The following is a 25,197-nucleotide window of genomic DNA, read 5'->3' as shown; positions in this document are numbered from 1 at the left end:
GAGGGCGGACTAGATATCGCAGATAGAGGTTTCGTTGTGGATTTACTACGTTGCGCTTGCACCCACGGATCACTTTTGCAGCGGCGGAGCGTGGCGCGTCACTCGGTTGCCGTTGTCAGGGCAGCGGCGGATTCAGGCAAGGGCGCGCTGATCGGGCATCAAACCTGCGGAGAGCGCAGATCGTTGAGAAAGCTGCGCAGCTGCTCCGTGTGGATCGGCTTTGTGAACAGCTGGGCATCCAGTGCTTGCGCCAGCGTGGTGATGTCTGGGCTGGGGGTGGCGGACATGAGGCATGCAGGTAGAGGACCAAGATCGCGACGCATATCCTCAATGACTTTGGCGCCGCTTAGGTTTGACCCTAGGTGCAGATCGATCAGCAGAACATCCGGGACGACCTCAATTTCGGCCAGCAAGGTCCGGGCTTCACCCTCGCTGGCGCAGGGCAGCACGTCGATCTGCCATTGTTCCATAGTGAGGCTCAGCGCCTGCCGCAGGTCTGTATCGGCAACAATCAGCAGCGCGATCAATTGCGGCAGCTGCGCAGCGGCAGGGCGAGGGGGCGCCGCGTCAAGAAGCAATGCCTCGCCGATCTTCGGCTGGGCGGCGTCGCGGGGCAGGTCAATGGCAAAGACCGTTCCACGCCCGACCTCAGATCTGAGTGTCAGGGGGTGGCCAAGTAGCGCGCAGGCACGCTCCACAATGGCCAGCCCCAGCCCCATTCCGTCAGCAGCACTCGCCGTGGCATTGAGGCGCTGGAACTCTGCGAAAATGCGGCCGCGATCTTGTTCTGCAATGCCGGGCCCCGTGTCCCAGACCTCAACCCGGACAGAGGCGCGGCGGGGCCGTATACCGATCAATACACCGCCTTTATCGGTGTAGCGCAGCGCGTTGGAAATCAGGTTCTGCAGGATACGCCTCAGATAGGTTACATCACTTAGCACGCGCGCCTGACTGGGTCTGAGGCGTAGGGTCAGCCCCTTGGCATCGGCCATTGGATGCATCTCGTCCTGAAGCTGACCCAACAGGTCGCCCAGATCTACAGAGGCCACATGGACCTCGGCGCGACCGGAATCCAGCCTTGAGATATCGAGGAGAGCCGAGACCAGCGTTTCGACACTGTCCAGCGCATTGGCCGCCTTATGCAACGTGTCCTGAGGCGCACCGTCGGGAAGTTCGCTTTCCAGAGCGGCGACAAAGAGTTTTGCGGCAGATAAGGGTTGCAGCAGATCATGGGAGGCGGCAGCGACAAAGCGGGATTTGGACGCATTGGCCCGTTCAGCGGCCTGCAGCGCGTCTTCCAGCTCCAGCGTTCGCTCCAGCACGCGTTGTTCCAGGGTGTCGCGTGCCTCGCTCATGGCGCGGGCGGCCTGCCGTTCGGCGGTGACATCGGTGAAGCTGATCACAAAGCCACCATCGGGCATATCCTGCATAAACACCGTCAGAACCCGCGTCGCACCCTGCTGAATATCGAAAGAGAGCGGAGCCCGCGCGCGCTGATCGGTAGCGGTCTTTGCGGAAGCTGAACTGTCCCCCAATGCGGTGCGCGGGCGCGCCCAGTCTGCGACTTGATCTGCAATATCCGCTTGGGCAAAGGTAAAGGTCTCGCGCAGGCGCTCAAAAATACTCTCAAACCGGCTGCCGATGCGAAATCGCCCGATCGGGATCGACAGCAGATCCCCCATCAGCCGGTTCCACCCGACCAACCGGGCCTGCTGATCGAAGATGCAGACCCCCTGGTTCAGATGTTCCAATGTGGCGCGGATCAGGCGGGCCTGATCATCCAAAATGCGTTCACGTTCCTGATGCTGGATCCGCATGATATCCGTGACATCGGTCTGCAGGATGACCGTGCCGCCATCCGGCGTCCGGTGCTCGCTCACCTGCACCCAGCGATTGCCGGTCATGCGGACGTTGAACATGACGCTGCGGTCCTGATGTCGTGCTAGTCGGCGCGCAGCCCAAGTGGTGGGGGGCGTGCCTGTCGGCAGCGACAGGGCCGTGCTGGAACTGACCAGCTGCACGTAGCTGTCAAACCTCAATCCCGGACGCAGATCAGCGCAGATGTCCGGCATGTGCATGCCAAATCGGCTGTTGCACATCACCAGCACATCCTGCGCATTGAAGAGAGCGAACCCTTCCTGCACGGTTTCAATGGCATTGGCGAGATTGGCGCGCGCGGCTTCGGTTTCGCGGTTGGCCTCGGCGAGCTTGGCGTTCGAGAGATTGAGCAGATCCAGCGTGCGCTCCAGATCGCGGGTGCGGCTGCGGATTTCCTCTTCCAGCAAAACAGCGCGTTCGAACTGCGCATAGGCAAGTCCGGAGGCATCGGTATCCTGTTCCACCCGGCGCATCAGGGTTGCGGTGATCTTCAGCAGTTTTTCATTCTGCCGTTCCAGTGAATCGCGCGGATCAATCAGGCCTTCGGTCATGGCCTGACCGCAGTGTCGTCTGTTTCGGGCGGGTAGATGGCCACCCCGGTCAGGGTCTGGTTCACATGGATGGAGTTCACCTGCTCCCCGTAGGTGCAAAACCCAACCGCGCGGTGTTTGGCCAGCAGCGCGGAGATCTGTGGGGTCAGCTGTTTCTGCTGGGCCTCCATCCGTCGCAGCAGGCAATCGCAGGCCAGAATCACATCCGGGGTCCGGGTCTCTCCCAGCACAGAGAGTGCGCGGTCGAGATGATCCACCATATCGAGAGGCTCTGCCAACGTCAGCACGACCCCTTCGTCGATGGCGGAGAAAAACACAAGATCGCCAGTGTCTGCGACCTGTTGGATCGCGCGCACATGATGCTGGCCACCAATGCGCACCACGACGGGATGGGCGGCAAAGGTGAAGGTGGTCAGCTGTTCCGGATCCTTGCCCAGCAGGCGCGCATATTCCCGCGCTGCCGGTTCGGCGTTGATCTCATGGACCAGTCTGCGAGCAGGATCAGCCCCGGTTACCACCATGCGCTGGGCCGTCGGTACCAGATGATCGGTGTTGAAGACTTTGATCGGGCAGTTGCTGCGGATCTGCAGAAGGACCGCTGCGTTCTGCCGTGCCTTCCCATCACAGAGGACATATGTCGCGCCAAAATCGCTGCTATCTCCGGCGGATCCGCCAAACAGTGGCACCGGGCCAAGCCCCGGCGCAAGATCGGCGGTGAGCGCGTCCTCCTTGACCGACAGCCCATCAATCAACAGAAAGGCAAATTCGGATCCCCACTGCGGTGTCTCCCGCGCCATGTCGTTGCGATTGCGAATGATCTGGTCGATCTGGTTCTGGGCGTCATAGGCGTTCAGATCGTCAATCGGCAGAACACGGGCGCAGAAATGGCTGCGCGGAAGGCCGATGGCGACAATCTCTCCATCTGTGTAACCGGCCTCGCCGATTTCGCCTGCGGTGGTACAGCCAACCACCTGTGCGGGGGCCAGATCATGGGCGGCCGCCGCGCTGAGCGCATGGATATCGGCTTGGGGAGAGACAAAGAGAATGATCAACTCAAGCTCATCCAACGGCGCCAGCATCTGTGCCAACCTCGCCAGCGCATCAGGCGCGTCGGCGTCTGCAAAACCGGTGCGGGTGATGCGACCGGCGTGGTGCAATGCGGCAGCCATAGCTGGCAGAGTGCGCTCGGCCTCCGCCTGTGCGGTTGCGGGGGGATCGGTGTTGGCGCGGGGACGGGCAGGGCGTGTCATGCTGGATGGTAGGCAGTTCAGCCCAGATCTTGCAAGACGTTTGCAAAGCTGGTTTCCTTTGCGATCAGAACTGCTTGGGTGCGGCTTTGCACACCGAGTTTGCGCATGATTGCGGTGACATGAGCCTTGACCGTGGTTTCAGCGATGGACAGGTCATAGGCGATCTGCTTGTTCAGTTTGCCAGCACAGATCAGCTGCAGGATGCGCGCCTGCTGATTGGTCAGTGTCGCCAGTCGCCCCGTCGCGTCCTGCGTTTCGCTGTCGCGCGGCAACAGCACATAGCCGGGCGGGACAAAGGGCGTGCCCTTTGCGATGGCATCGAACGCGCCGATGTAGATCTCGCGCTGGCTGTGCTTGGGGACGAAACCTGCGGCACCTGCGTGAATGGCGGCACTGATCACCCGATTGTCCGCCATGGATGAGACGACTAGGATCGGCGCGCTGGTGGCGTTGCGCAACCGGATAAGCCCGTCCAGCCCATGAACGTCCGGTAGATTCAGATCCAGAACCACCGCATCGGGGGCCGCTTTATCGGCGATCTCGGCCATGGCCCGTTCCAGTGTCGGTGCGGTTGCGATGGTGCTAATCCCGACTGTCGCGCGCAAGGTCATCGCCAAGGCGTCGCAGAACAGCGGATGATCCTCGACGATCAACGCGGTGACAAAGCGGGCCAAGCCTTGCGGATCGGCGGTGGCGCTCTGCGTCGTGGCTGTTGTGGGGGACGTCTGTGTCATCAGGCTCCTGAGGTCGGGCGGCTGGTTCTGTGGCATAGGTCGGGCAGTTGCAGTGACTTAAGCGCTGCTGTCGGCGAGAATCATGCTAACAGCACAGATGCGGACCTACCAATAGGCGAAAGGTCGAAGGTGATGATCATGCTCTGCGATCTGGTCCGGCAATGGCCAGGAACAAGCTGACGTCGCAGGTTGACCGAAAGCGTTAGGGCGGGGTAGCCCACCGTTGGCCTGCAACCAATGTCGCATATCGGGGCGGTTCCGGTTTAGACTATGCAATGTCGTGCAGGCCGTCCGCTGTCTGCCAGGATTGAGATCCCCAGCCGATCGCCAGAAGAAGGAATAGCGCTTATGAAACTTGCCGATACCCGCACCATAGCTGCCCCGCGCACCGAGGTCTGGCAGGGGTTGCTGGATGCCGAAACCCTGAAGAATGCGGTACCGGGCTGTCAGGAGATGGACGGCTCCGCCGAGGATGGCTTCACGGCGGTCGTCGTGCAGAAAGTGGGTCCGGTGAAGGCGACGTTTCGCGGAACTGTGACGCTCTCAGATCTCGATGTGCCAAACAGCCTGACCCTGCGCGGCGAGGGGAAGGGCGGCGCTGCCGGTTTTGCCAAGGGGGATGCCCATGTGACTTTGAGCGACGGCGAAGATGGGCAGACCCTTTTGAGCTATGAGGTGGAGGCCAAAGTTGGTGGCAAGCTGGCGCAGCTTGGCAGCCGTATCATTGATGGCTTTGCCAAGAAGATGGCCGATCAGTTCTTCGAACGGTTTCAGAGCGCTGTTGAAGCCGATGAGACAGCTGGCGCCGACGCGGAGGCAAACGACGCGGACACCGAAACCCCCACCGATGACGACGCGCCGCGCAAGGGGTGGATTGGCCGCGTGCTGGGCAGCTGACGAGGCCGCAGATCAGATCTGCGGCAGTCGGTGGTTCCAAGCGACGCTGCGAAATGTGAGATTTTCACACCAGATCCGCTTGACGCTCAGAAAGCACCGATTTATAGACCAAATTCCCTGAGCGGGTATGGTGAAATGGTATCATAAGAGCCTTCCAAGCTTAAGGTGCGGGTTCGATTCCCGCTACCCGCTCCAGGATTTCCGACATCAGCTGATATTTGTGGCGCCCGCGCCGTTACCCGTCACGACGCGGCACGTCTGGTTGATCTGCGGCATGCGGCGCTATGGCCAGGGATGATGGTCTCTGTGCGCTTGACCTTAGAGGTTTGCGCAGTCATGAACCTTGGCGATGCGCAGGCTCGAGAACCTGCCACACGGAACGTCGAAGGAGCTGACATGGCGGGAAATCAAGCGGTCCCGACTGCGGATGTAGAGCGCGAGAAATCACGCAAAGTTGGTGTTCTCTCCGCACTATGGCCATTCATGCGCCCCTATCGTGTGCTGATGGCCATGGCGACGCTGGCGCTGGTGTTGACAGCGGGTCTATCGCTGACCCTGCCTCTGGCGGTGCGTCGGGTTGTCGACAATTTCCGGATCTCCGAAGCCGCGCTTCTCAATCAGTATTTTGCCGCCGCCCTTGTGATCGCTGCGCTGTTGGCGGCAGGCACCGGACTGCGTTACGCGCTGGTCACACGGCTGGGCGAACGGGTGGTTGCCGATATCCGCAAGGCGGTGTTTGACCGCGTCATTGGCATGAGCCCGGCGTTCTATGAACAGATCATGACCGGCGAGGTGCTGAGCCGGATCACCACAGATACCACGTTGATCCAGTCGGTTCTGGGGTCCTCCGTGTCAATTGCCCTGCGCAATATGCTGATCTTCATCGGTGGTCTGGCGCTGATGCTGCTGACCTCGGCCAAGCTGACCAGCCTCGTGCTGCTGATCGTGCCGGCGGTGATTGTGCCGATCCTTGTGCTGGGGCGGCGCCTGCGCAAGATCAGCCGCGAGAACCAGGATTGGATCGCGGCCTCATCTGGCAACGCAGGGGAGGCGCTGGGCGCAGTTCAGACGGTTCAGGCCTACACCCATGAAGGTGCAAGCCGGAGCGAATTCAGCCGCCTGACCGAAACCGCCTTTGACGCGTCGATGCGACGGATCCAGACACGCGCCTTTCTCACAGTCATCGTGATCTTCCTGGTGTTCTCCGGGGTGGTTGGTGTGTTGTGGATGGGCGCCAATGACGTGCGCGCGGGCGTGATGACCGAGGGCACCTTGGTCCAGTTTGTGATTTATGCGGTTCTCGTTGCAGGCTCGGTTGCAGCACTGTCGGAAATCTGGAGCGAATTGCAGCGGGCCGCCGGCGCGACCGAGCGGCTGGTGGAGCTGCTGACGGCGATAGATCAGGTCCAGGATCCCAGGCAGCCCCAAACGCTTGTCACACCGGTGCGCGGGGAAATCCGGTTTGACAACGTATCCTTCCGCTATCCGGCGCGTCCACAGATCCCGGCGTTGGTGGATGTTTCCCTGACCGTGCAGCCGGGGGAAACGGTTGCCTTCGTCGGGCCGTCTGGTGCGGGTAAGACAACGATCATCCAGATGATCCAGCGGTTTTATGATCCGACGTCTGGTGCCGTTTGCCTAGATGGTATGCCGTTGCAGGATCTGCAACGGGATGATTTCCGCAAACATATCGCGTTGGTGCCGCAGGATCCGGTCATTTTTGCGCTGTCCGCGCGTGACAATATTCGCTTTGGCCGTCCCGGTGCCAGCGACGCTGAGGTTGAGGCCGCTGCCCGAGCTGCGGCGGCGCATGAGTTTATCACCGCACTGCCCGAAGGCTACGACAGCCAGGTTGGCGAGCGCGGTGTCATGCTCTCGGGTGGGCAGAAACAGCGGATCGCGATTGCCCGTGCCATTCTGCGTGATGCGCCGGTGCTGCTGCTGGACGAGGCGACATCTGCGCTTGACGCTGAAAGCGAACGTCTGGTGCAGGCGGCTGTAGACGAGCTGAGCCAGGGGCGCACCACATTGATCGTGGCGCACCGGCTGGCGACCGTGAAGAAGGCAGACCGCATCGTGGTCATGGAAGAGGGGCGCATCGTGGCCACCGGCACCCATGACCAACTGGTCGCCGAGGGTGGTCTTTATGCTCGTCTGGCGCGGTTGCAGTTCACCGATGGACTGGCTGCAGAATAGGCAAAACCCGCCCCAAACGGTCAGTATTTCGGTTTCAAGGTTGAAAACTGTCAAATGTCGCTGCGTCAAAGCGCAGGCTTCCTTGACGTGACCCTGTCGGCGCGCTTGCACGACAGGCCGTTTCAAATCATTTTGTGTTAACTGAAATTCCCCGGCACAAGGGGACTAGGGGAGGAAACCAATGGGATTTGCCACGGCCGCGGACTGCTTGGCACTAGTGAATGAAATGCCCTTCGGGCAGCGAAACATGCCGACAACGCTCTATGGGTTGTTGTCCCGTACGGCCGGGAAGTTTCCTGACAACAAGGCGATCAGCTATCAGATCTTCTCGGGCCCGACCGACAAGGCCGAGACCCTGACTTGGCGCCAGCTGAAGGATAAGGTCACCCAGGCGGCGAATATGTTCCGCTCCATGGGGATCGGAGAGAAGGACGTTGTTGCCTATATCCTGCCCAACTGTAACGAAACGGTTGTGACACTGCTGGGCGGCGCTGTGGCCGGGATCGCCAATCCGATCAACCCATTGCTCGAGCCGGAGCAGATCGCCTCCATCCTGCGCGAGACCGGGGCAAAGGTGGTGGTGACGCTGAAGCCGTTCCCGAAGACCGACGTGGCCCAAAAGGTCGCCGAGGCGGTGCGCCACGCGCCTAAGGTAAACACGGTTCTGGAAATTGACCTTAACCGCTATCTGACCCCGCCGAAGTCTTGGATCGTGCCGATGATCCGCCCAAAACTTGAGGGCAAGGACAAGCTGGCGCATGCGGACTACAAGAACTTCAACAAAGAGCTGCGCAAGCATCCCACCGAGCTGACCTTTGCGGATTCCAACAGCGACCGTGTGGCCTGCTACTTCCACACTGGCGGCACCACTGGCATGCCCAAGGTGGCACAGCACACCTATTCCGGCATGAACTACAACGGTTGGCTGGGCAGCAAGCTGCTGTTCACTGCCGAAGACAACATCATGTGTCCGTTGCCGCTGTTCCATGTCTTTGCCTGCCATGTGATCCTGATGGCGGCTGTTGCCTCCGGTGCGCATGTCGTGTTCCCGACACCACAGGGCTATCGCGGCGACGGTGTCTTTGACAATTTCTGGAAGTTGATCGAGCGCTGGAAGATTTCTTTCATCATCACGGTGCCCACGGCGATCTCGGCAAAGATGCAGCGGCCGGTGGATGCGGATGTCTCCACCGTGAAAACCGCCTTCTCCGGTTCGGCGCCCTTGCCGGTCGAGCTGTTCAAACGGTTTGAAGAGGCAACAGGCGTTAAGATCGTCGAAGGGTACGGCCTGACCGAGGCAACCTGTTTGGTGTCCTGTAATCCGGTTGAGGGTGAGAAGAAAATCGGCTCGATCGGTATTCCGCTGCCCTATACGGATGTGAAGATCGTCAAAGGAACCGACAGTGGCACGGTTGAGTTGGGGGTGGATGAGATTGGCGAGATCTGCATCTCCAGCCCCGGTGTCTATGCCGGTCACACCTATACCGAAGTCGAGAAAAACGACGGTCTGTTCTACAAGGATCAATACCTGCGCACTGGCGACCTTGGGAAGCTGGACAGCGACGGGTACCTCTGGATCACCGGCCGTGCCAAGGATCTGATCATTCGCGGTGGTCACAATATCGACCCGGCCGAGATTGAAGAGGCGCTTCTGGGGCATGAGGCTGTGGCCTTTGCCGGCGCCATCGGCCAGCCGGATGCCCATGCCGGCGAGGTGCCTTGTGCCTTTGTCGAATTGGTGGACGGCGCAACTGTGACGCCTGACGAGCTTCTGGCTTATTGCCAGATCCACGTACATGAGCGGGCAGCGATCCCGAAACATGTCACCGTAATGGATGAACTGCCAAAAACCGCCGTGGGCAAGGTCTTCAAACCGGATCTGCGTAAGAATGCCATCACCCGGATCTACAACGACGCGTTGCTCAAGGCGGGTCTGCCGGCCCGTGTCGAACATGTGGTCGATGACAAAGGTCGCGGTCTGGTCGCACAGGTCGAAGAAAACGGTGCCAAGGCCTCGGATATTTCCGACGTGCTGGGGGTCTTTACCCGCCCGTGGGAGCCCATGCCCAAGGCGTGATCACCCGCCTTCGGCACTGGTCCTTGAACGAGATTGAGAAAGCGCTCCACCGGGGCGCTTTTTTTCGATTCTGGGGCATGGTTTTTGACCGCCGCGCTGCTAGGCTCATCCGACGCACTACGACACAGGGAACGGCGAGATGAACTACGAACGGCTGATCGACGAGGAAACCTGGGCCTTTATCCGCAAGACGGGCGAATGTTACCCGGATGATGCGGTGGATCTGTCGATTGCCGAGCAGCGCAAGGTCTATGACGCCATGGCGGCTGAGTTTCGCGCGGCGCGTCCTGATAGTGTCAGCTGCGAGGATCGTCTGGTGGGTGCCGTTCCGGTGCGGATCTACACCGCCGGGGAACCGGGCTGCACGGTGATGTACTGTCATGGCGGCGGGTTCGTGGTTGGCGGATTGGACAGCCATGATGATGTCTGTGCCGAGCTTTGCGCGCAAACCGGTTATCGCGTGGTCGCGGTGGACTACCGGCTGTCTCCCGAACACCTGCATCCTGCGGCCTTTGAAGATGCCTGGGCGGTCTGCCAGTGGATCTCTGCCAGCTTCGAAGGCGATCTGGTCCTGGCCGGGGACAGCGCTGGTGCCAATCTCTGCGCTGCGGTGGCGCATCATGCCCGTGGACGGCTCACGGGGCTGGTTGGTCAGGTGCTGATCTACGGGGCCTTTGGCGGTGACATCAACGAAGGCTCTTATCTGGAACATGCGCAGGCCCCAATGCTGACGCGGGATGACATTCTGTTCTATGGACAGCTGCGGCGCCCGGAGGGAAGTGAGGTCGGCACTGACCCGACATTGGAACCGCTTGCTGACAATGATTTCTCAGATCTGCCTGCCACGGTGCTGGTCACCGCTGATTGCGATCCCGTGCGCGATGACTCCCGTCACTACCGCGACAAGATTTTGGCAGCTGGCGGCAAGGCACATTGGATCAATGAACCGGGGTTGGTCCACGGCTATCTGCGCGCCCGCCACAGCGTCGGCCGCGCCCGCGACAGTTTTGAGAGGATCTCTGTTGCAGTGGAAGCGCTGGGGCAGGGGCTCTGGCCTTATGAGTGACGCCTACCCTAGCCTGCAAAGTCACGGCATTGTTCGGGTGCGGCACTGCGGTCGTACCATCCACCGCTTTTGACGCGCCAGTCGCTCGTGTGGGTGGTCACATAAGACCAGTTGCCCACCGGGAGATGGGAATACCCGATGACATCGCCGGGCTGGATCACTCCAATGCGCGCCGTTCCTGCACTGTGACCTGAGTAGAGCGGCACCGGACCACCAAGCCAGCCAAGGCAGGCGCTTTCAAATTCATCGCGGATCGGCAGATCGACAAGGAGGCGGCGCAGGTGGGTGTCATTCAGTGCCAGATGACGGCGCTTGGTATTGACCTTGCAGCCGTGAAATTGCTCTAGCCCCCGGATTTCCTGCACCTGTCGATTGCTGTGTGGGTCAAGCGCGACCGATTTGCCCAGACAGTCGCTATTGTCAAAGACGCTTTGCCCCAGTGTCGATCCAAAGCAATAACCGGCCCGGTCCATGATCAGGTTCCGCGTAAACCAAAGATCGTCACAGCCATCCTGCGCCAATGCGGGCAGCGGCAGAAGCAGCAGTATCAGGGCAAGGCAATGTCGGGTCATGGCAGGCTCCTGTCGGGCGAATACATCGATCACCCAAAGAAGCCTGCCATGGATCCTCAGCTGAGGAAAGATTTTGCCTTCATCGTGTCGGCAATTGGCGCACCGAGACGGCTGAGAATGGTGGGGGCCAGTTGCAGCTGATCAATCACCACATCCTCTGCGGGGCCTGTCGCATCGCCAAAGTAATAAAGCGCGGTTTCCTGTTGCAGGGGGCTGCGCCCGCCGTGGTGGCCGCGCTCATCCTGGCCATGATCTGCGGTGACAATGATCTCATAGCCCATGTCGCGCCATTTGATAATGAACGGGGCCAGCATCTCGTCCATCACGAAACAGGCGTGATCCATCTCCTGACAGTCGTGAAAGAACCGGTGTCCCATGCAATCCAGCGTGCAGGTGTGCAGCATGCCGTAGTTGAGGCCAAAGCGCAGGCAAAGATTGGTCAGCGTGCCAAAGAGGTCCACGTCGGAGGGGGTCATCTGGTTGACCAGCCCGTAGCCCGTCATCGAATGGAACCGCCCGTGATTGATCGTGGCGCTGTCGGCCTCGTCATATTCCACATCGCGCACCGGATCATAGGGATGGCGATTGAAGAAGGAGGACCAGAAGCTATGGGCAACTGCACCTGTCACGCCACCACCCTGACGTACCTGACTGAACACATCCTTGTGCCCCAGACGGAAGACATTGCCATTGCCGGTGCAGCCGTGCTCAGCCGGGACCACGCCGGTGTGGATCGAGGCATAGCAGCTGGCGGAAATCGACGGCAGCACCGCCCGGTGTTTCCAGACCCGTGCCTCGCCGCTGTCCACCCAGCCTTCCAGATTGCCAAACAGCCGACGGAAATTGCGCCAGGGGACGCCGTCCAAGATGATGAGGAGAAGTTTGTTGTCCATCGCAGAACCCAGGGTCTTATAAAGGTGAGTTAAAAAGGCGGTCGTGAGGATTGTACCTGCGACCGCCTTTGAGAGCGTCCCGCCGCAGTCGCCTGCGACGAGAGGTGATATGCACTGCCTGCTTGCTAGTTGCCGGCGCTTTCCATCTTGCGGTTGGCGATGACCTCTTCCAGCCAGCCCAGACGCATTTCCGGCACCGAGCTGAGCAACAGATCGGTATAGTCGTCAAAGGGTGGCGACAGTACTTCGGTCTTGCCGCCATAGCGCTGCACGCGCCCCTGATACATCACCGCGATATTGTCCGAAATCGCCCGCACTGTGGCAAGGTCATGGGTGATGAAGAGGAAGGCGACATTCTCGATCTTCTGCAATTCTAGCAGCAGTTTGAGGATGCCATCCGCCACCAGCGGATCCAGCGCCGAGGTGACCTCGTCGCAGATGATCATTTTCGGCTTGGCAGCCAAGGCGCGGGCAATACAGACACGCTGTTTCTGCCCACCCGACAGCTCTGCCGGGTAGCGATCCATGAAGCTTTCGCCCAGTTCGATCTCATCCAGCAGTTCGATGATCCGCTTGCGCTTCTCCGCGCCTTTCATGCCGAAGTAGAACTCCAGCGGGCGCCCGATGATGGTGCCCACGGTCTGGCGCGGGTTCATCGCCACATCTGCCATCTGGTAGATCATCTGCAACTCGCGCAGATCTTCGCGGCTGCGCCCCGCCAGATCGGAGGACAGGGTGCGCCCTGCGAACTCGATCTCGCCCTCGCGCGGTGGCAAGAGGCCGGTGATCACCCGTGCGAGTGTCGATTTCCCGGAGCCGGATTCCCCAACCACCGCCAATGTCTGACCGGGGTGCAGGTCAACATTCACATTGTGCAGCACGTCGAACTTGGTGCCTTTGTAGCGCGCAGTGATATTGCGCACGCTCAGCACCGGTTCCGGGGTGGGGGCCTTCTCCTCATGGGTGATGGAGCGGACCGAGACCAGGGCTTGGGTATACTCTTCCTGCGGTGCGTTGATGATCTGATCAACGGGGCCGTATTCCACCATATTGCCGTGGCGCAGCACCATGATGTCGTCGCTCACCTGCGCCACAACCGCGAGGTCATGGGTGATATAGAGCGCCGCCACACCGGTGTCGCGGATGGCTTCCTTGATCGCCATCAGCACCTCGATCTGGGTGGTCACATCCAGCGCCGTGGTCGGTTCGTCAAACACCACAAGATCCGGTTCAGGGCAGAGCGCCAGCGCGGTCATGCAGCGCTGTAGCTGGCCGCCGGAGACCTGATGCGGGTAACGCTCGCCGATATTGTCGGGATCCGGCAGACCCAGTTTGGCAAAAAGGGTCCGCGCGCGCGCCTCGGCCTCTTTCTTGGAGAATTTGCCCTGCTCAACCGCCGCTTCGATCACCTGTTCCATGATCTTTTTGGCCGGGTTGAAGGAGGCAGCGGCCGATTGCGACACATAGGTCACCTCGCCACCGCGCAGACGGCGGATATCGCGCAGTTTTGACTGCAGGATATCGCGACCGTTTACCCAGACTTCGCCGCCGGTGATTTTGACCCCACCGCGGCCATAGGCCATGGAGGCCAGACCGATGGTGGATTTACCCGCGCCGGATTCCCCGATCAGCCCCAGCACCTTGCCCGGTTGCAGGTCAAAGCTGACACCATGCACGATTTCGATGTCATGCGGCTTTTCACCCGGCGGGTAGACAGTTGCGCCGATCTTCAGATTGCGCACTTTCATAAGAGGTTCGCTCATCCGCGGCCTCCTTTCAGAGAAGTTGTGCGGTTCAGGACCCAGTCCGCCACAAGGTTGACCGAGATCGCAAGGGTGGCGATGGCAATGGCGGGCAGCAGAGCCGCCGGGATACCATAGACGATGCCTTCCTTGTTCTCTTTCACGATGCCGCCCCAGTCGGCTTCCGGCGGTTGCACGCCAAGACCGAGGAAGGAGAGCGTCGAGACGAAGAGCACCATGAAGATGAACCGCAGACCCATTTCGGCCACCAGCGGTGACAGAGCGTTCGGCAAGATCTCACGGAAGATGATCCAAGCGGTTTTCTCCCCGCGCAGGCGGGCCGCTTCGACGTAGTCCATGACCTCGATATCCACCGCGACGGCACGCGCCAGACGATAGACACGTGTGGAGTCCAGCAGCCCCATGACCACGATCAGCACCGGTACCGTGACCGGCATCACCGACAGAACGACAAGGGCGAAGATCAGCGTTGGGATCGACATGATGAGATCGACCAGCCGCGACATGACCTGATCGACCCAGCCGCCCGCAACAGCGGCAAAGAAGCCAAGGATTGATCCGGTGGTAAACGACAGGATCGTGGCTGCGGTGGCGATGAAGATGGTTGTGCGACCACCGTAGATCATCCGGCTCAGCAGATCGCGCCCGATGTTGTCGGTGCCCAGAAGATGCTCCGCAGAACGCGGCTCCCAGACGTCACCAACGATTTCCGCCATGCCATAGGGCGCTAGCAGCGGCGCAAAGATCGCCATCAGAAAGTAGAGGGCCGTGAAGAACAGCCCGATCATTGCAGAGATAGGGATATTCTTCATTTCGGATGCCTCAGACGCGGGTTGGACAGGATAGCGACTATGTCAGCGATCATGTTCAGAACAATGTAGACAGCGGCAAAGATCAGACCGCAGGCCTGCACCACAGGCACGTCACGTTTGGACACATGGTCGACCAGATACTGCCCCATACCGGGGTAGACAAAGACCACCTCGATCACCACGACGCCCACCACCAGATAGGCAAGGTTCAGCATCACCACATTGACGATCGGTGCAATGGCGTTGGGAAATGCATGGCGGGCAATCACGTGAAAGGTGCTGAGGCCTTTCAGCTCTGCGGTCTCAATATAGGCCGACTGCATCACATTGAGGATCGCCGCACGGGTCATCCGCATCATATGCGCCAAAACCACCAGCGTCAGCACTGCAACAGGCAGGGCAATGGCGTTGAGTTTTTCCAGCAAACTCATGGAATCATTGATCATTGCGACAGAACTGAACCAGCCCATCTGCACCGCAACGAAATAGATCAGCAGATAGCCAATCAGAAATTCCGGGATCGAGATCGAGGCCAGCGTCACGGCCGAGATCAGTTTGTCCGGCCAGCGGTCGCGGTAACGCACCGCCAGAAGGCCCAGAAAGATTGCCAGCGGAACCGAGATAACAGCAGCCCAGAACGCCAGGAACAGCGTATTGCCAAGGCGGCGGCCGATGCTGGTTGCGATGTCCTGACCATTGGTCAGAGCAGTGCCCAGATCCCCCTGCAAAGCGCCGAACAGCCAGTCGAAATAGCGCAGTATGGCAGGTTCATTCAGGCCCAGTTCTTCCCGCAGATTGGCGAGCGCCTCAGGGGTGGCCGACTGGCCCAGAATGGACTGCGCCACATCGCCGGGCAGGATCAGGGTGCCCATGAAAATGAGCACGGATGCGGCAATCAAGAGAATTAGTCCCAGCGCTAGGCGCTGGGACACAAGTTTTACGACGGGGTGCATGGCATAGACCTCTATCAGGCCAACCAGCACTTATGCGACCACTTGCCGGCCATGGTGTCGCCGGTGGAATCCACCACCCAACCCTGAACCTTGCTGCTGGTCGCTTCGATGAAGTCGTTGAACATCGGGCAGATCAGACCGCCTTCGTCGCGCACCATCATGCCCATCTGGCTGTAGAGCGCCTTGCGCTTGGCTTCGTCCAGCTCACCTCGGGCGGCAAACAACAGCTTGTCGAAGTCTTCGCGCTTGAAGCGGGTGTCGTTCCAGTCTGCGGTCGACAGATACGCGGTCGAATACATCTGGTCCTGCACCGGACGGCCACCCCAGTAGGAGGCGCAGAACGGCTGTGCATTCCAAACTTCCGACCAGTAGCCATCGCCGGGTTCACGCTTCAGCTCCAGCGGGATGCCAGCTGCGTTCGCGGACTGCTGGAACAGCTGTGCTGCGTCCAAAGCACCAGGGAAGGCAACATCCGACACCCGCAGGGTGATCGGGCTGCCGTCGTGGCCGGATTTCTTGTAGTGCTCAGCCGCCTTGGCCGGATCAAACGGGCGCTGCGGAATGCTGTCGTCAAACAGCGGGTAGGCTGCGTTGACAGGCATGTCGTTGCCGACAGAGCCGTAGCCGCGCAGCACTTTATCGACCATTTCTTCGCGGTTGATGGCGTATTTCAGCGCCAGACGCAGTTCATTGTTGTCGAACGGCGCTGTGTCGCAATGCATGATGAACACATAGTGACCCGGACCTGCGGCATTGCGCACAGTCAGGTTCGGCGCGCGATCCAGCAGACCTGCGACCTTCGGCTCAACACGGTTGGCGATGTGGACCTGACCGGACTGCAGCGCCGCCATACGGGCGGTGGCGTCGTTGATCACGACGATCTCGACCTCATCTACATGGCCACGGCTGTCATCCCAGTAGTTGGGGTTTTTCTTCCACATGTGGCGCACGCCGGGCTCATCCGCTTCCAGCATATAGGCGCCGGAGCCGATGCCTGCTGCCGGGTTGTCAAAGCCACCATCGGGTTGGATCATCAGATGATAATCAGCCATCAGATAAGGCAGGTCGGCGTTGGGTGTGGTCAGCGAAACGACGAAGTTGTCACCATCGGCTTTCATGCTTTCGATGCCACGCATAATGCCCAGAGCACCGGATTTACTGTCTTCGTTGGAGTGGCGCTCCATGGTGCGCATCACATCCTCGGCGGTCACCGGCTTGCCGTTGTGGAACTCAACACCCTTGCGGATTTTGAAGGTCCATGTCTTGGCGTCGGCGCTGGCTTCGACGCTTTCGGCGACGCGATTTTCGATGCCACCCTCAGGCGTCACATTCACCAGCGTTTCGCCGAACTGATAGAGGTTGTGATAAGGCACTTGGCTGGCGGCCACGGCCGGATCCAGCGAGTCGGTGCTGCCACCGCCGATGGAGCCGAGCTTCAGCGTGCCCCCTTTGACCGGGCCTGCGGCCTCAGCTGCGCGGGCAAACATGCTGCCTGCAACAGCGGCGCTGATCCCCAGTGCTGCGGTTTTGCCCATGAATTCACGCCGGGTCATTTTACCGGAGGTGACGCTTTGCGTCATGAAATCAAGTTGGTCTTTCATTGCGGACTCCCTGTCGTATTTAGACGCTGAACACGTCATTTCTTGAATTGTCATTCAAGGTTTGCGCATTTGATGCGACCTCGCAACCCTTATTAGCGTCCTTTTTGACGCCAGCAGGGACGGCGAAGTCTTCAAGAGACGGTGATCCCGTCGTCTTTTGAGACTGGTATGTCGTATTTGGCTGGAAGTGAATGCTTGGTGGGACAATATCTGGAAAAAAGCCTCCCGGATCAGAGACCAAATATTATCCCGCTCCCACCGAGGTATTCGCCAATGGCTGGCGAAAATCAGCGCATTTTCTGCTAGAACGGGTCCATGGAGGGGATCATAGGCCCGTTACGGGTCACTGGCATCAGGCCGGGATTTCGCGCCTTTACCGCAGTTTTTCGTGGTGAGGCAGGGCGGATTGCATCGGCTCGGACCGGACGAAACGCGACATTCGCAGCCTGTGCAAACTCACCAGTCGGCACTGTCCATCCAGATGGTCACCGGGCCGGAATTGACCAAAGCGACCTGCATATCCGCCCCAAAGGATCCGCGCGCCACAGGCACATCCAGCGCCGCCAGTTGGTCGGCAAATCTGGTATACAGCGCGCGCCCCAGGTCCGGGGCGGCAGCATTGGAAAACCCGGGACGATTGCCCCGGCGGGTGTCGGCGGCAAGGGTGAACTGGCTGACGACCAAGGCGCTGCCGCCGATGTCTTTCACGGAGCGGTTCATCTTGCCTGCTTCATCGCGAAAAATCCGCAGCTTGCTGATCTTGGCCGCCATCTGATCGGCGTGTGCTTCGCTGTCGCCTTCCATGGCGCAGATCAGGATCAGTAGGCCGGGACCGATATCGCCGATGACCTCACCGTCAACACGGACAGAGGCCTCAGAGACGCGTTGGATCAGAGCACGCATAATCTCTCCTATTCTGGGATCGGGGCGTCAGTCGCGCCAGATGGTAAATTCGTCCAATTCGGCGCGCTCGGTTCGAAACTGATTGGCAGGATGGTCTGGATCGCCGTAGCCGAACGACAGCGCGCAGAGGATCGTGCGGTCTTCTGGTATGTCGCAGAATTCATGCAGCATCGGCGCATATGTGGCAACCGCAGCCTGCGCGATGGTGGCCACACCGGCAGCTGTTGCAGCCAGCGTGAAACCGGTAACAAATCCACCGCAATCAAGCGCGCCGTAGGGGCCAAGCTCCTTGGGGCTGGTCAGAATGGCATAATGGGGGGCGTCAAACAGGGTGAAATTGCGCATCATCTGCTGGTGTGACGCCGCGCGATCGCCGCGTTCGACACCCACCGCCTCATATAACGCCCAGCCGCAGGCCTGGCGGCGGGTTTTGTATTCGCCGCTGTAGCGTTCGGGAAAGGGCAGATCCGGCGCAACGGGATCTTTCATCACCGATTCCATCAGCGCAGATCGCAGCGCGTTGGTAGCCGCACCGCTGAACAGCGTCACCTGCCAGGGTTGGGCATTGCACCAGGACGGAACTTTCTGTGCGCAGCGCAGAATATCCTCGATCACCGCGCGCGGCACCGGATCCGGGCGAAACGCACGGCAGCTGTGGCGCGCCCGCAGCAGAGCATCAAGGGCGGGAAGGGTGGTCGTCATGATGCGTCCTCATCCTGTATTTGCGAGGGGGGTATTCAGGCGCCCTGCGCCGCGTGGCCGTTCTAGCGGGTGCCAAAATAGGCAATGGCGGCACCGATCACCATGGCCACTGCAACGGCTGCGGCGATCTTCCATGCGGAGTAGGGGCGTTCGCCCTGCACCCGGCCCGATTGTCCGTTGACCACAAACCGATAGGTTTTGCCCCGATACTTATAGGCCGCGAGCCAGACGGGCAGCAGCACATGTTTGAACGTGATATCGGAGAAATTGCTGTCGATATATTCAATGCGTTGCCGGTCGCCGCCGATATCAAACCGCACATCGCGTTCGATCACCCGGCGCATCCGCGCATTGGCTTCGCTGTAACCGTCGTCCAGCTCCACCGCATAGGCCTCCGCCCGGAACCCGGCCAGATACTGCGGCTGATAAGGTTCCAGCGCCGACAGATCCCAAGGTTCCAGCGCGTCGGTGTTCTTTTTCGGCAGGCTCTTGGAGGCCAGCACCAGAACATCGTCAAAGAACCGCTGTACCCGCCCTGAGGCAGGCCGCCAGCGCACCTTCGGCACCTGCCGTGACTGGCGTTTGCCATCAACCACGATGGTTTCGGTGACATAGTAGACCGTGCCGCGCTGGCCGCGATACTGGGAGTGGGTTTCAGCATCGAAGGTCCAATAGGGCACATAGATCCCGTCCATCCGCCGCCCTTTACGGGCATATTGCTGCAAACCGTTTGGCGCAAACCACAGCTGACCCAGCCAGTCCGCCATCGCCTTATGGGCGCTGCGCTCATCAAAGGCGAAGGGCAGCACACCCTTTGGCTTGATATGGCGATGGGTGCCGGTATCCGTGACCATGGGCGTGGCGCAGAAGGGGCATTCGCCGGCGTGGTCCTTTGGGTCCAGCTCCACCTGTGCGGCGCAATTGGGGCAGCGCAGCACACGGGTTTCTTCCATGTCGGCCTCAGCCAGACCAGAGGATAGCGCGGTGTCGAAATCCAACTCGCGCAGACTGCCACCGCGCCATGGACCAGATCGGATCGCCTCCTGATGGCCGCAGTGATCGCAGGTCAGCGTGCCGTTTTGCGGGTCATAGCGATAATCTGCACCGCATTGCTCACAGGGGAAACGGTGGTCTTCCAGCGGGGGCTGGGCCTTGGCCGTATCAGAGCTTTCGACAACAGGCGGTCCGGGCGGCGGCGGAGGTGGGGTCGGGGTCACGGGGGAGCCTCAAAGATATTTATGCAGCGGTTTTGGCACCATGATGCGCAGGGCGTTGTCCTTCAACAGGAAATGACGCCAAAGATGAAAGACCCCGTGCAGCACAATGACGATGAGCAGTGTGTCAAAGGCGATTTCATGCAGCTCTTCAGCCAATTCATGCAGGCTGCGGCTGCCGACGCCGGGGTTGATCGGAACAACACCAAAGGCGTGAATCGCAAAGGGGGCCAGCAATCCGGCGAGCGCCCCGGTGGCAACCATGACCGGTAAGCCGATCTGCAATACGCGGTGGTTCAGCCCGTGGAACCGCTTGGCCCAGCCGGGCAGCTTCGGACCAGCGCGCCCCGCCAGCCCCCTGCGCAGATAGATCGTGGTCCAGAACAGCACGACCACTGACAGGATCAACCCAACCCCGGCATGGGTCGCCAACGCCAGCCCTGGGGGGACGCTGTTGTCGTCTGGCTCCACCAGATAGAAGTAGACGATAAGAGCGAGGCTGAGCCAGTGGAGCCATTTGAGCGCGCTGCGGCGTGTCATACCTGCGGGATCCTTCGTGGCGAGAGGGCTGCGATGTCCGAGAGACGGAGCGCCAAATGTCGTGGCGCCCCACGTGTGATCGGGTGTCAACCCGCCGGGGCAGGTGGCGGCGGCGGTGGTGGCGGGGGCAGAATTGTGAAGAGCTGCGCCAGCTCCATCACATCACCGGCGGCTTTCCAACCATCCTGACCGGGGGTCCACACCAGACTGTCGCGGCGCAGCGCGCCCTCCTGCGCCATCCGTCCAAGGCGGGCCTTAGAGAAAGGGCCGCTGGTCTGGCCATTTTCGGCGATGTGCCAGACATGCTCCACCGGCGGCGGTGGCGGGGCCACCGGAGCGGCCTGCGGTGCCGGTTGCGGGGCAGCGGGTGCGGGTCGCGCGCCCCAGGGTCCGGCGGGCTGACCCGCGGCATGACTGGTAGCACCCGGTTGCGCCATCTGCGCCATCTGTTGGGCCATCGCCATGCCCATCCCCATACCCATGCCGGCCCCCATACCACTGCTGGGCGTCTGGGCGGCGGCGGTTATCGCCTCGGCGGCAGAGAATTGCGTGTAGCGGCCAAGATCACCGACGATCCCCATCTGGGTGCGCTTGTCCAGCGCCTGTTCGACGGCGGCGGGAAGTGAGATATTCTCGATATAGAGTTCCGGGATCGCGATGCCGTACTCAGCGACCGTGGCGGAAATCTCCGCCGCAACCAGCTTGCCCAGATCAGCCGTATTGGCCGCCATGTCCAGCACCGGGATGCCAGAGCCTGCCAAGACCCGGCTCACCTGTTGCACGATGATATTGCGGATCTGGAAGGAGATTTCATCCATGGTGAATTCGCCATCGGTACCAACGATCTCGGTCAGGAACCGGGCCGGGTCCACCACCCGGATACTATAGGTGCCAAAGGCACGCAGACGCACGGGGCCGAACTCCGGGTCGCGGGCCATGATCGGGTTCTTGGTGCCCCATTTCAGATCGTTGAACCGGGTGGTGTCGACGAAGTAGATCTCCGATTTGAAAGGCGACTGAAACCCGTGATCCCAATGCTGCAATGTCGTCATGATCGGCATGTTATTGGTCTCCAGCATGTAGAGACCGGGGGTGAAGACATCTGCCAGCTGGCCCTCATGAACAAAGACCGCCGCCTGACCTTCGCGGACCGTTAGCTTGGCGCCGTATTTGATCGCATGGCCTTCGCGCTCAAAGCGCCAGACCAGCGTGTCATTGGTGTCGTCGGTCCAGTGGATGACGTCGATGAACTCTCCCTTGAGAAAGTCGAAAATACCCATGGTTTCATCCTCCTTCGGCGATGCGGCTGGCATCATGGCGGGCGTGCAGGGCAGCACAATGTTGGGCGCGCCGAGGCGCGGGCGGGAGACAGCCGCGCTTAGCGCGGTTCCCCCATGATATCATAGGCAATCGCCTGCACGATGGGCCGGGCCTCATCGGCGGACATGCCGGGGCGCAGGCGCGGATCGTACAGGATTTGCAAAAGTTTTTCGTCCTGACTGGTCAGCAGCGCAAATTCATCATCATCGTTGAAGATTGACGGCCGCGCTTGCGGGCTGTCATTGCGCAGGCCAAGGCCCTGAGCGATTTCCTCGTGTATACAGCTCCGGCGGGCCAAATCGGGGTGTTCCGCGCGGATAAGAGCCACTCCGCGCATATAGGATGACGGATCCGCCTGCAGCCCCCCAGCGCGCACCAGGCAATAATAGCTCTGCGGCGGGTTGGCAAAGACCTGAAGATCGGCGTCGCTGATCGACGGCAGGATGTCCCGCACCCGCCCGGCCACATAGGCGCTGTCATCTGCGCCGGCAAAGATCACATTGAAGTTGGCGCGGGCGCGGCTGGTGGTCGTGCTGATTGGATGACCGGTGATCCGGGCCAGACGGGCGGCGTAGGCCTCCAGCGTTGCGCGGTCTTTCTGCTGTTGCTCCGCGCTGACGGAGGGGCCGAAGTCGGCGCGCAGACGCACCGGCCCCTGCCAACGCCCCAACGCCCCGGAGGTGCGCAGGTTATTGCTGCCATATTCGTCGTAAAAGGCAATCTGTTCGAAATTCCGGCGCAGATCGTCTGCATCATAAGGCGTCTCCGGCCCGCCACCATCGGTGCGCAACAGCCCACGGGTCAGCAGATCCTGCTGCAGCGCGCCGTAGTAGCGGGCCAGACGCTGGCTTTCGGCAGAAGGGGGCTTTGTTGGCTCTGGCGCGAGACCTGCGGGCCGCGTCGGCGGCACCAGCGAGGTGCGCTGAGCCAGCGGATCGCACCCCATCAGAAGCGCCGTCCCAGCGAGCGTGGCGAGCAACGCTGGGATCAATCGCCACCGGGGCGGCCGTGGCCTTATGGGGTGGGCCTTGCTCATGCGGTGCCGGGGACCGCCGTGGCAGCTGTGTCGCCAACACCGTCGCGGCGCGCTTTGGCGGCGGCCAATGTGTCGCGCAGCTCGGCTTCCATCTTTCTTAAATCCTCCTCAGCCGCAGCACGTTTGGCCTTGCCGTCGTCGGCGATCTGCAGGCTTTCCTGGATGGTTCCGATCAGATCGGCATTGGCCTGCTTCACCGCTTCGATGTCGAAAACGCCGCGCTCCATCTCCTGACGGATCACCTTGTTGGTTTCGCGCAGATTGGCAGCGTTGGAGGTCAGCAGCTCATTGGTCAGATCATTGGCATCACGCACGGCGGCCGCAGCCTCGGCTGAGCGCTGGATGGTGACCGCCTGCGCCAGCTGAGTCTCCCAGAGCGGCACCGTGTTCACCAGCGTCGAGTTGATCTTGGTCACCAGCGATTTGTCGTTCTCCTGAACCAGCCGGATCGAAGGCAGCGACTGCATGGTGACCTGACGCGTCAGTTTCAGATCATGCACCCGACGCTCCAGATCGTCGCGGGCGGCGCGCATGTCGCGCAGCTCCTGTGCGCGCATCACCTGATCGCTCTCAGGCGCGGCGGCAACAGCGGCCTCCAGGGCCGGGATTTCATTGGCATCCAGCTCGGCCAGCTTGGCCTCTCCCGCGGCAATATAAAGCGCCAGCTCATCATAGAAGCTCAGCGTCTTGGCATAGAGAAGATCCAGCGATTTGATATCCTTCAGCAGCTGATGCTCATGGCCGAGGAGATTGTCGGTAATCCGGTCGATCTGGCCCTGAACATCCTCAAACCGGGCGGTGAACTTGGCAAAAGGCGCCGCGCGCCCCAGCAGACGCTCCCAGAAACTGCGCTTGCGGCGCACATCCAGCTCCGACACCGAAAACCCGCGAATGGTGGTCACGATATTGCGAAGGCTGTCACCGGCGGGACCAACGTCCTTGTTGCGGACATCAGTCAGCATGGCCTGGCTGATCTGTTGCAATTCCGCTTGGGCACCGGAGCCGAAATTGATGATCGAATTGCTGTCCGACATGTCGATCTGCGCCATACGAGACTGGATATCGGCGCTGGTGGCCTCATCGGCCTGCTCCAGCGACTGGATCTCAGCCACCGGTTCCGGCAGTTCAATCGCGGTGATCTCGGAAACGATTTGCGTTTCCTTGGCGGCTTTCTTCTGGGTCGTCTCGGACATGTGCAAATTCCTTATGGCTGTGTCAGCGGGTGTCCAGATGAACGCCCTCGCGCTGCAAACGATCCCGCAGCACGTCGATTTCAACGGTCAGATCGGTGCGATCTTCCAGCAGCATCTTGCGGGTGCGGGCGGCAAAGTTCTCCTCAAGATCGCGCAGCAGAGTCAGATAGTCCTCGCGCGATTTGGTGTCGCCACTGCGGGTATAGATATCGGCAAATTTGATCGTCGCGTCGCGCGCGCCCATCAAATAGACGGTGAGGTAGCGCCGCGCACCGGTCAAATCGCGGGGGTCTTCCTCAACCGTACGAAAGAGGTCGCGCGCCACCTCCTGAAAGGCCTCGACCCGCTGTTCGACCTGACGGTCTCGGGCGCGCAGGGCGGCATCGGTCATCGCCGCAAGATAGGTTTCGGCCTCGTCTACAACACGGGCGACGCGATCACGCTGGAAATCATCAATGCCCTCGGCGCCCTTATCCCGCAGGGGATCAAGGCCAAAGGCGGCGAGATGCAGGCCAACTGCCGCCGCGGCATAAATCAGCGCGCTGAGTGCGCCGGGATCTTGTCGCCAGGCCGCAAATAGGGCGCCGACACCGCAGATTAGGGCGGCCAGGATTTTGCGTGGCAGGGCAGGGCGGCGGGCAACTTTGCGATCATCATAGGCGGCTTCAGCCCGCAGACCATCGCGCAGCAGATAGGCCGATCCGGCCCAGGTTGCTGCGGCAAGCAGGCCAAACGCCAGACCGGCTGCGTCCGAGAAGACAGACATCAGCGCCACCAGTCCTGCAGGCAGCGCCATCAGATTGGCGCGCATGCCGACGGGGTCAACTTTGGCGCTGCGGTAGCTGTTGGCGCTGGAGGCGCTGTGACCGGAGACGGGGTCTTTTTCGGCCCCTTTGTCGCGGCCATCTGGGCTGTATTTGCCGCCAAAACGCTGTGCCATGGGATCAGCCTCCGACCAGCCAGCCGGTTGCCAGGCCAATCATCAGGATCAGCAAGGCCACAAAGGCGAGTTTCTGCACGTCTGTTCCCCCAAGATGAGCGCTGCA

At 60.7% G+C, this 25,197-nt stretch carries 21 protein-coding genes and 1 tRNA gene; 5 read left to right on the top strand and 17 right to left on the bottom strand.

The genetic code is table 11. The annotated features are described in order from the left end of the window. Positions 1-158: 158 nt before the first annotated feature. Genes D1820_RS06580 through D1820_RS06570 form a run of 3 tightly spaced genes read right to left on the bottom strand, consistent with a single transcriptional unit; the run spans position 159 to position 4,413 of the window. Complete coding sequence (locus D1820_RS06580) at positions 159-2,429, bottom strand: PAS-domain containing protein (RefSeq protein WP_118068285.1); 2,271 nt, start codon at positions 2,427-2,429, stop codon at positions 159-161. Then, the gene (locus tag D1820_RS06575; RefSeq protein ID WP_118068284.1) at positions 2,426-3,679 is read right to left on the bottom strand and encodes an FIST N-terminal domain-containing protein; all 1,254 of its coding nucleotides are present in this window, start codon (positions 3,677-3,679) and stop codon (positions 2,426-2,428) included. Before D1820_RS06575 ends, D1820_RS06580 begins: the two co-directional genes overlap by 4 nt. Before the next feature lie 17 nt (positions 3,680-3,696). After that, the gene (locus D1820_RS06570) at positions 3,697-4,413 is read right to left on the bottom strand and encodes a response regulator transcription factor (RefSeq protein WP_118068283.1); all 717 of its coding nucleotides are present in this window, start codon (positions 4,411-4,413) and stop codon (positions 3,697-3,699) included. A gap of 348 nt (positions 4,414-4,761) precedes the next feature. On the opposite strand from D1820_RS06570, the gene D1820_RS06565 reads away from it, so the two are divergent. The 5 genes from D1820_RS06565 (at position 4,762) to D1820_RS06545 (ending at position 10,649) form a co-directional block, all read left to right on the top strand. Beyond that, positions 4,762-5,310, top strand: a complete 549-nt coding sequence (locus D1820_RS06565; protein WP_118068282.1) for a CoxG family protein — start codon at positions 4,762-4,764, stop codon at positions 5,308-5,310. Positions 5,311-5,431: 121 nt separating this feature from the next. Further along, a tRNA-Gly gene (locus D1820_RS06560) sits at positions 5,432-5,505 on the top strand. A gap of 201 nt (positions 5,506-5,706) precedes the next feature. Next, the gene (locus D1820_RS06555) at positions 5,707-7,506 is read left to right on the top strand and encodes an ABC transporter transmembrane domain-containing protein (protein WP_118068281.1); all 1,800 of its coding nucleotides are present in this window, start codon (positions 5,707-5,709) and stop codon (positions 7,504-7,506) included. 181 nt (positions 7,507-7,687) lie between these two features. Then, complete coding sequence (locus D1820_RS06550) at positions 7,688-9,583, top strand: acyl-CoA synthetase (protein ID WP_102896670.1); 1,896 nt, start codon at positions 7,688-7,690, stop codon at positions 9,581-9,583. 139 nt (positions 9,584-9,722) lie between these two features. After that, positions 9,723-10,649: an alpha/beta hydrolase gene (locus D1820_RS06545; RefSeq protein ID WP_118068280.1), complete on the top strand. Its 927-nt coding sequence runs from the start codon at positions 9,723-9,725 to the stop codon at positions 10,647-10,649. A gap of 8 nt (positions 10,650-10,657) precedes the next feature. Here the strand turns inward: D1820_RS06545 and D1820_RS06540 are convergent, their stop codons facing one another. From D1820_RS06540 to D1820_RS06475, 14 genes are all read right to left on the bottom strand, one after another. After that, positions 10,658-11,221 carry a DUF4453 domain-containing protein gene (locus tag D1820_RS06540; RefSeq protein ID WP_118068279.1) on the bottom strand — a complete coding sequence of 188 codons (564 nt, stop codon included), beginning with the start codon at positions 11,219-11,221 and terminating at the stop codon, positions 10,658-10,660. Positions 11,222-11,277: 56 nt separating this feature from the next. Continuing rightward, a complete protein-coding gene (locus D1820_RS06535; protein ID WP_040180071.1) occupies positions 11,278-12,114 on the bottom strand; it encodes an alkaline phosphatase family protein in 837 nt (278 codons plus the stop codon). Positions 12,115-12,239: 125 nt separating this feature from the next. Continuing rightward, a complete protein-coding gene (locus D1820_RS06530) occupies positions 12,240-13,877 on the bottom strand; it encodes an ABC transporter ATP-binding protein (RefSeq protein ID WP_040170366.1) in 1,638 nt (545 codons plus the stop codon). Continuing rightward, complete coding sequence (locus D1820_RS06525; RefSeq protein ID WP_024096650.1) at positions 13,874-14,689, bottom strand: ABC transporter permease; 816 nt, start codon at positions 14,687-14,689, stop codon at positions 13,874-13,876. Before D1820_RS06525 ends, D1820_RS06530 begins: the two co-directional genes overlap by 4 nt. After that, positions 14,686-15,642 carry an ABC transporter permease gene (locus D1820_RS06520; protein WP_040180303.1) on the bottom strand — a complete coding sequence of 319 codons (957 nt, stop codon included), beginning with the start codon at positions 15,640-15,642 and terminating at the stop codon, positions 14,686-14,688. The genes D1820_RS06525 and D1820_RS06520 overlap by 4 nt, the downstream gene beginning before the upstream one ends. Positions 15,643-15,656: 14 nt before the next feature. Then, positions 15,657-17,243, bottom strand: a complete 1,587-nt coding sequence (locus tag D1820_RS06515) for an ABC transporter substrate-binding protein (RefSeq protein ID WP_040170369.1) — start codon at positions 17,241-17,243, stop codon at positions 15,657-15,659. 456 nt (positions 17,244-17,699) lie between these two features. Then, complete coding sequence (gene dtd / locus D1820_RS06510; RefSeq protein ID WP_096869089.1) at positions 17,700-18,146, bottom strand: D-aminoacyl-tRNA deacylase; 447 nt, start codon at positions 18,144-18,146, stop codon at positions 17,700-17,702. Positions 18,147-18,173: 27 nt separating this feature from the next. Further along, positions 18,174-18,848 carry a nitroreductase gene (locus D1820_RS06505; RefSeq protein WP_118068278.1) on the bottom strand — a complete coding sequence of 225 codons (675 nt, stop codon included), beginning with the start codon at positions 18,846-18,848 and terminating at the stop codon, positions 18,174-18,176. A 62-nt stretch (positions 18,849-18,910) separates the two neighbouring features. Then, a complete protein-coding gene (locus D1820_RS06500) occupies positions 18,911-20,065 on the bottom strand; it encodes a TFIIB-type zinc finger domain-containing protein (RefSeq protein ID WP_118068277.1) in 1,155 nt (384 codons plus the stop codon). Positions 20,066-20,074: 9 nt separating this feature from the next. After that, positions 20,075-20,602 (bottom strand): cytochrome b, encoded by a 528-nt coding sequence (locus tag D1820_RS06495; RefSeq protein WP_118068276.1) that lies wholly within the window; start codon positions 20,600-20,602, stop codon positions 20,075-20,077. An 86-nt stretch (positions 20,603-20,688) separates the two neighbouring features. After that, positions 20,689-21,882 (bottom strand): SPFH domain-containing protein, encoded by a 1,194-nt coding sequence (locus D1820_RS06490; RefSeq protein ID WP_118070072.1) that lies wholly within the window; start codon positions 21,880-21,882, stop codon positions 20,689-20,691. A gap of 98 nt (positions 21,883-21,980) precedes the next feature. Continuing rightward, complete coding sequence (locus D1820_RS06485) at positions 21,981-22,868, bottom strand: DUF2927 domain-containing protein (protein WP_118068275.1); 888 nt, start codon at positions 22,866-22,868, stop codon at positions 21,981-21,983. 86 nt (positions 22,869-22,954) lie between these two features. Beyond that, complete coding sequence (locus D1820_RS06480) at positions 22,955-24,151, bottom strand: toxic anion resistance protein (RefSeq protein ID WP_118068274.1); 1,197 nt, start codon at positions 24,149-24,151, stop codon at positions 22,955-22,957. A gap of 22 nt (positions 24,152-24,173) precedes the next feature. Next, positions 24,174-25,091 (bottom strand): 5-bromo-4-chloroindolyl phosphate hydrolysis family protein, encoded by a 918-nt coding sequence (locus D1820_RS06475; RefSeq protein ID WP_118070070.1) that lies wholly within the window; start codon positions 25,089-25,091, stop codon positions 24,174-24,176. Positions 25,092-25,197 lie beyond the last annotated feature (106 nt).

This window comes from Phaeobacter sp. LSS9 (assembly GCF_003443595.1).
GTDB classification, from domain to species: Bacteria; Pseudomonadota; Alphaproteobacteria; order Rhodobacterales; family Rhodobacteraceae; genus Phaeobacter; species Phaeobacter piscinae.
The sequence above is the reverse complement of the archived record's forward strand: the minus strand, read 5'-3'. Positions and strand labels throughout refer to the sequence as shown.

Excerpts from the sequence above, each read along its gene's own strand:
- D1820_RS06495 (WP_118068276.1), bottom strand. The coding sequence starts at position 20,602 with ATGACACGCCGCAGCGCGCTCAAATGGCTCCACTGGCTCAGCCTCGCT.
- D1820_RS06575 (WP_118068284.1), bottom strand. The coding sequence starts at position 3,679 with ATGACACGCCCTGCCCGTCCCCGCGCCAACACCGATCCCCCCGCAACC.
- D1820_RS06490 (WP_118070072.1), bottom strand. The coding sequence starts at position 21,882 with ATGGGTATTTTCGACTTTCTCAAGGGAGAGTTCATCGACGTCATCCAC.
- D1820_RS06520 (WP_040180303.1), bottom strand. The coding sequence starts at position 15,642 with ATGCACCCCGTCGTAAAACTTGTGTCCCAGCGCCTAGCGCTGGGACTA.
- D1820_RS06475 (WP_118070070.1), bottom strand. The coding sequence starts at position 25,091 with ATGGCACAGCGTTTTGGCGGCAAATACAGCCCAGATGGCCGCGACAAA.
- D1820_RS06530 (WP_040170366.1), bottom strand. The coding sequence starts at position 13,877 with ATGAGCGAACCTCTTATGAAAGTGCGCAATCTGAAGATCGGCGCAACT.
- D1820_RS06540 (WP_118068279.1), bottom strand. The coding sequence starts at position 11,221 with ATGACCCGACATTGCCTTGCCCTGATACTGCTGCTTCTGCCGCTGCCC.
- D1820_RS06570 (WP_118068283.1), bottom strand. The coding sequence starts at position 4,413 with ATGACACAGACGTCCCCCACAACAGCCACGACGCAGAGCGCCACCGCC.
- D1820_RS06485 (WP_118068275.1), bottom strand. The coding sequence starts at position 22,868 with ATGGGGTGCGATCCGCTGGCTCAGCGCACCTCGCTGGTGCCGCCGACG.
- D1820_RS06505 (WP_118068278.1), bottom strand. The coding sequence starts at position 18,848 with ATGACGACCACCCTTCCCGCCCTTGATGCTCTGCTGCGGGCGCGCCAC.
- D1820_RS06535 (WP_040180071.1), bottom strand. The coding sequence starts at position 12,114 with ATGGACAACAAACTTCTCCTCATCATCTTGGACGGCGTCCCCTGGCGC.
- D1820_RS06525 (WP_024096650.1), bottom strand. The coding sequence starts at position 14,689 with ATGAAGAATATCCCTATCTCTGCAATGATCGGGCTGTTCTTCACGGCC.
- D1820_RS06555 (WP_118068281.1), top strand. The coding sequence starts at position 5,707 with ATGGCGGGAAATCAAGCGGTCCCGACTGCGGATGTAGAGCGCGAGAAA.
- D1820_RS06565 (WP_118068282.1), top strand. The coding sequence starts at position 4,762 with ATGAAACTTGCCGATACCCGCACCATAGCTGCCCCGCGCACCGAGGTC.
- D1820_RS06480 (WP_118068274.1), bottom strand. The coding sequence starts at position 24,151 with ATGTCCGAGACGACCCAGAAGAAAGCCGCCAAGGAAACGCAAATCGTT.
- D1820_RS06550 (WP_102896670.1), top strand. The coding sequence starts at position 7,688 with ATGGGATTTGCCACGGCCGCGGACTGCTTGGCACTAGTGAATGAAATG.
- D1820_RS06515 (WP_040170369.1), bottom strand. The coding sequence starts at position 17,243 with ATGAAAGACCAACTTGATTTCATGACGCAAAGCGTCACCTCCGGTAAA.
- D1820_RS06545 (WP_118068280.1), top strand. The coding sequence starts at position 9,723 with ATGAACTACGAACGGCTGATCGACGAGGAAACCTGGGCCTTTATCCGC.
- dtd (WP_096869089.1), bottom strand. The coding sequence starts at position 18,146 with ATGCGTGCTCTGATCCAACGCGTCTCTGAGGCCTCTGTCCGTGTTGAC.
- D1820_RS06580 (WP_118068285.1), bottom strand. The coding sequence starts at position 2,429 with ATGACCGAAGGCCTGATTGATCCGCGCGATTCACTGGAACGGCAGAAT.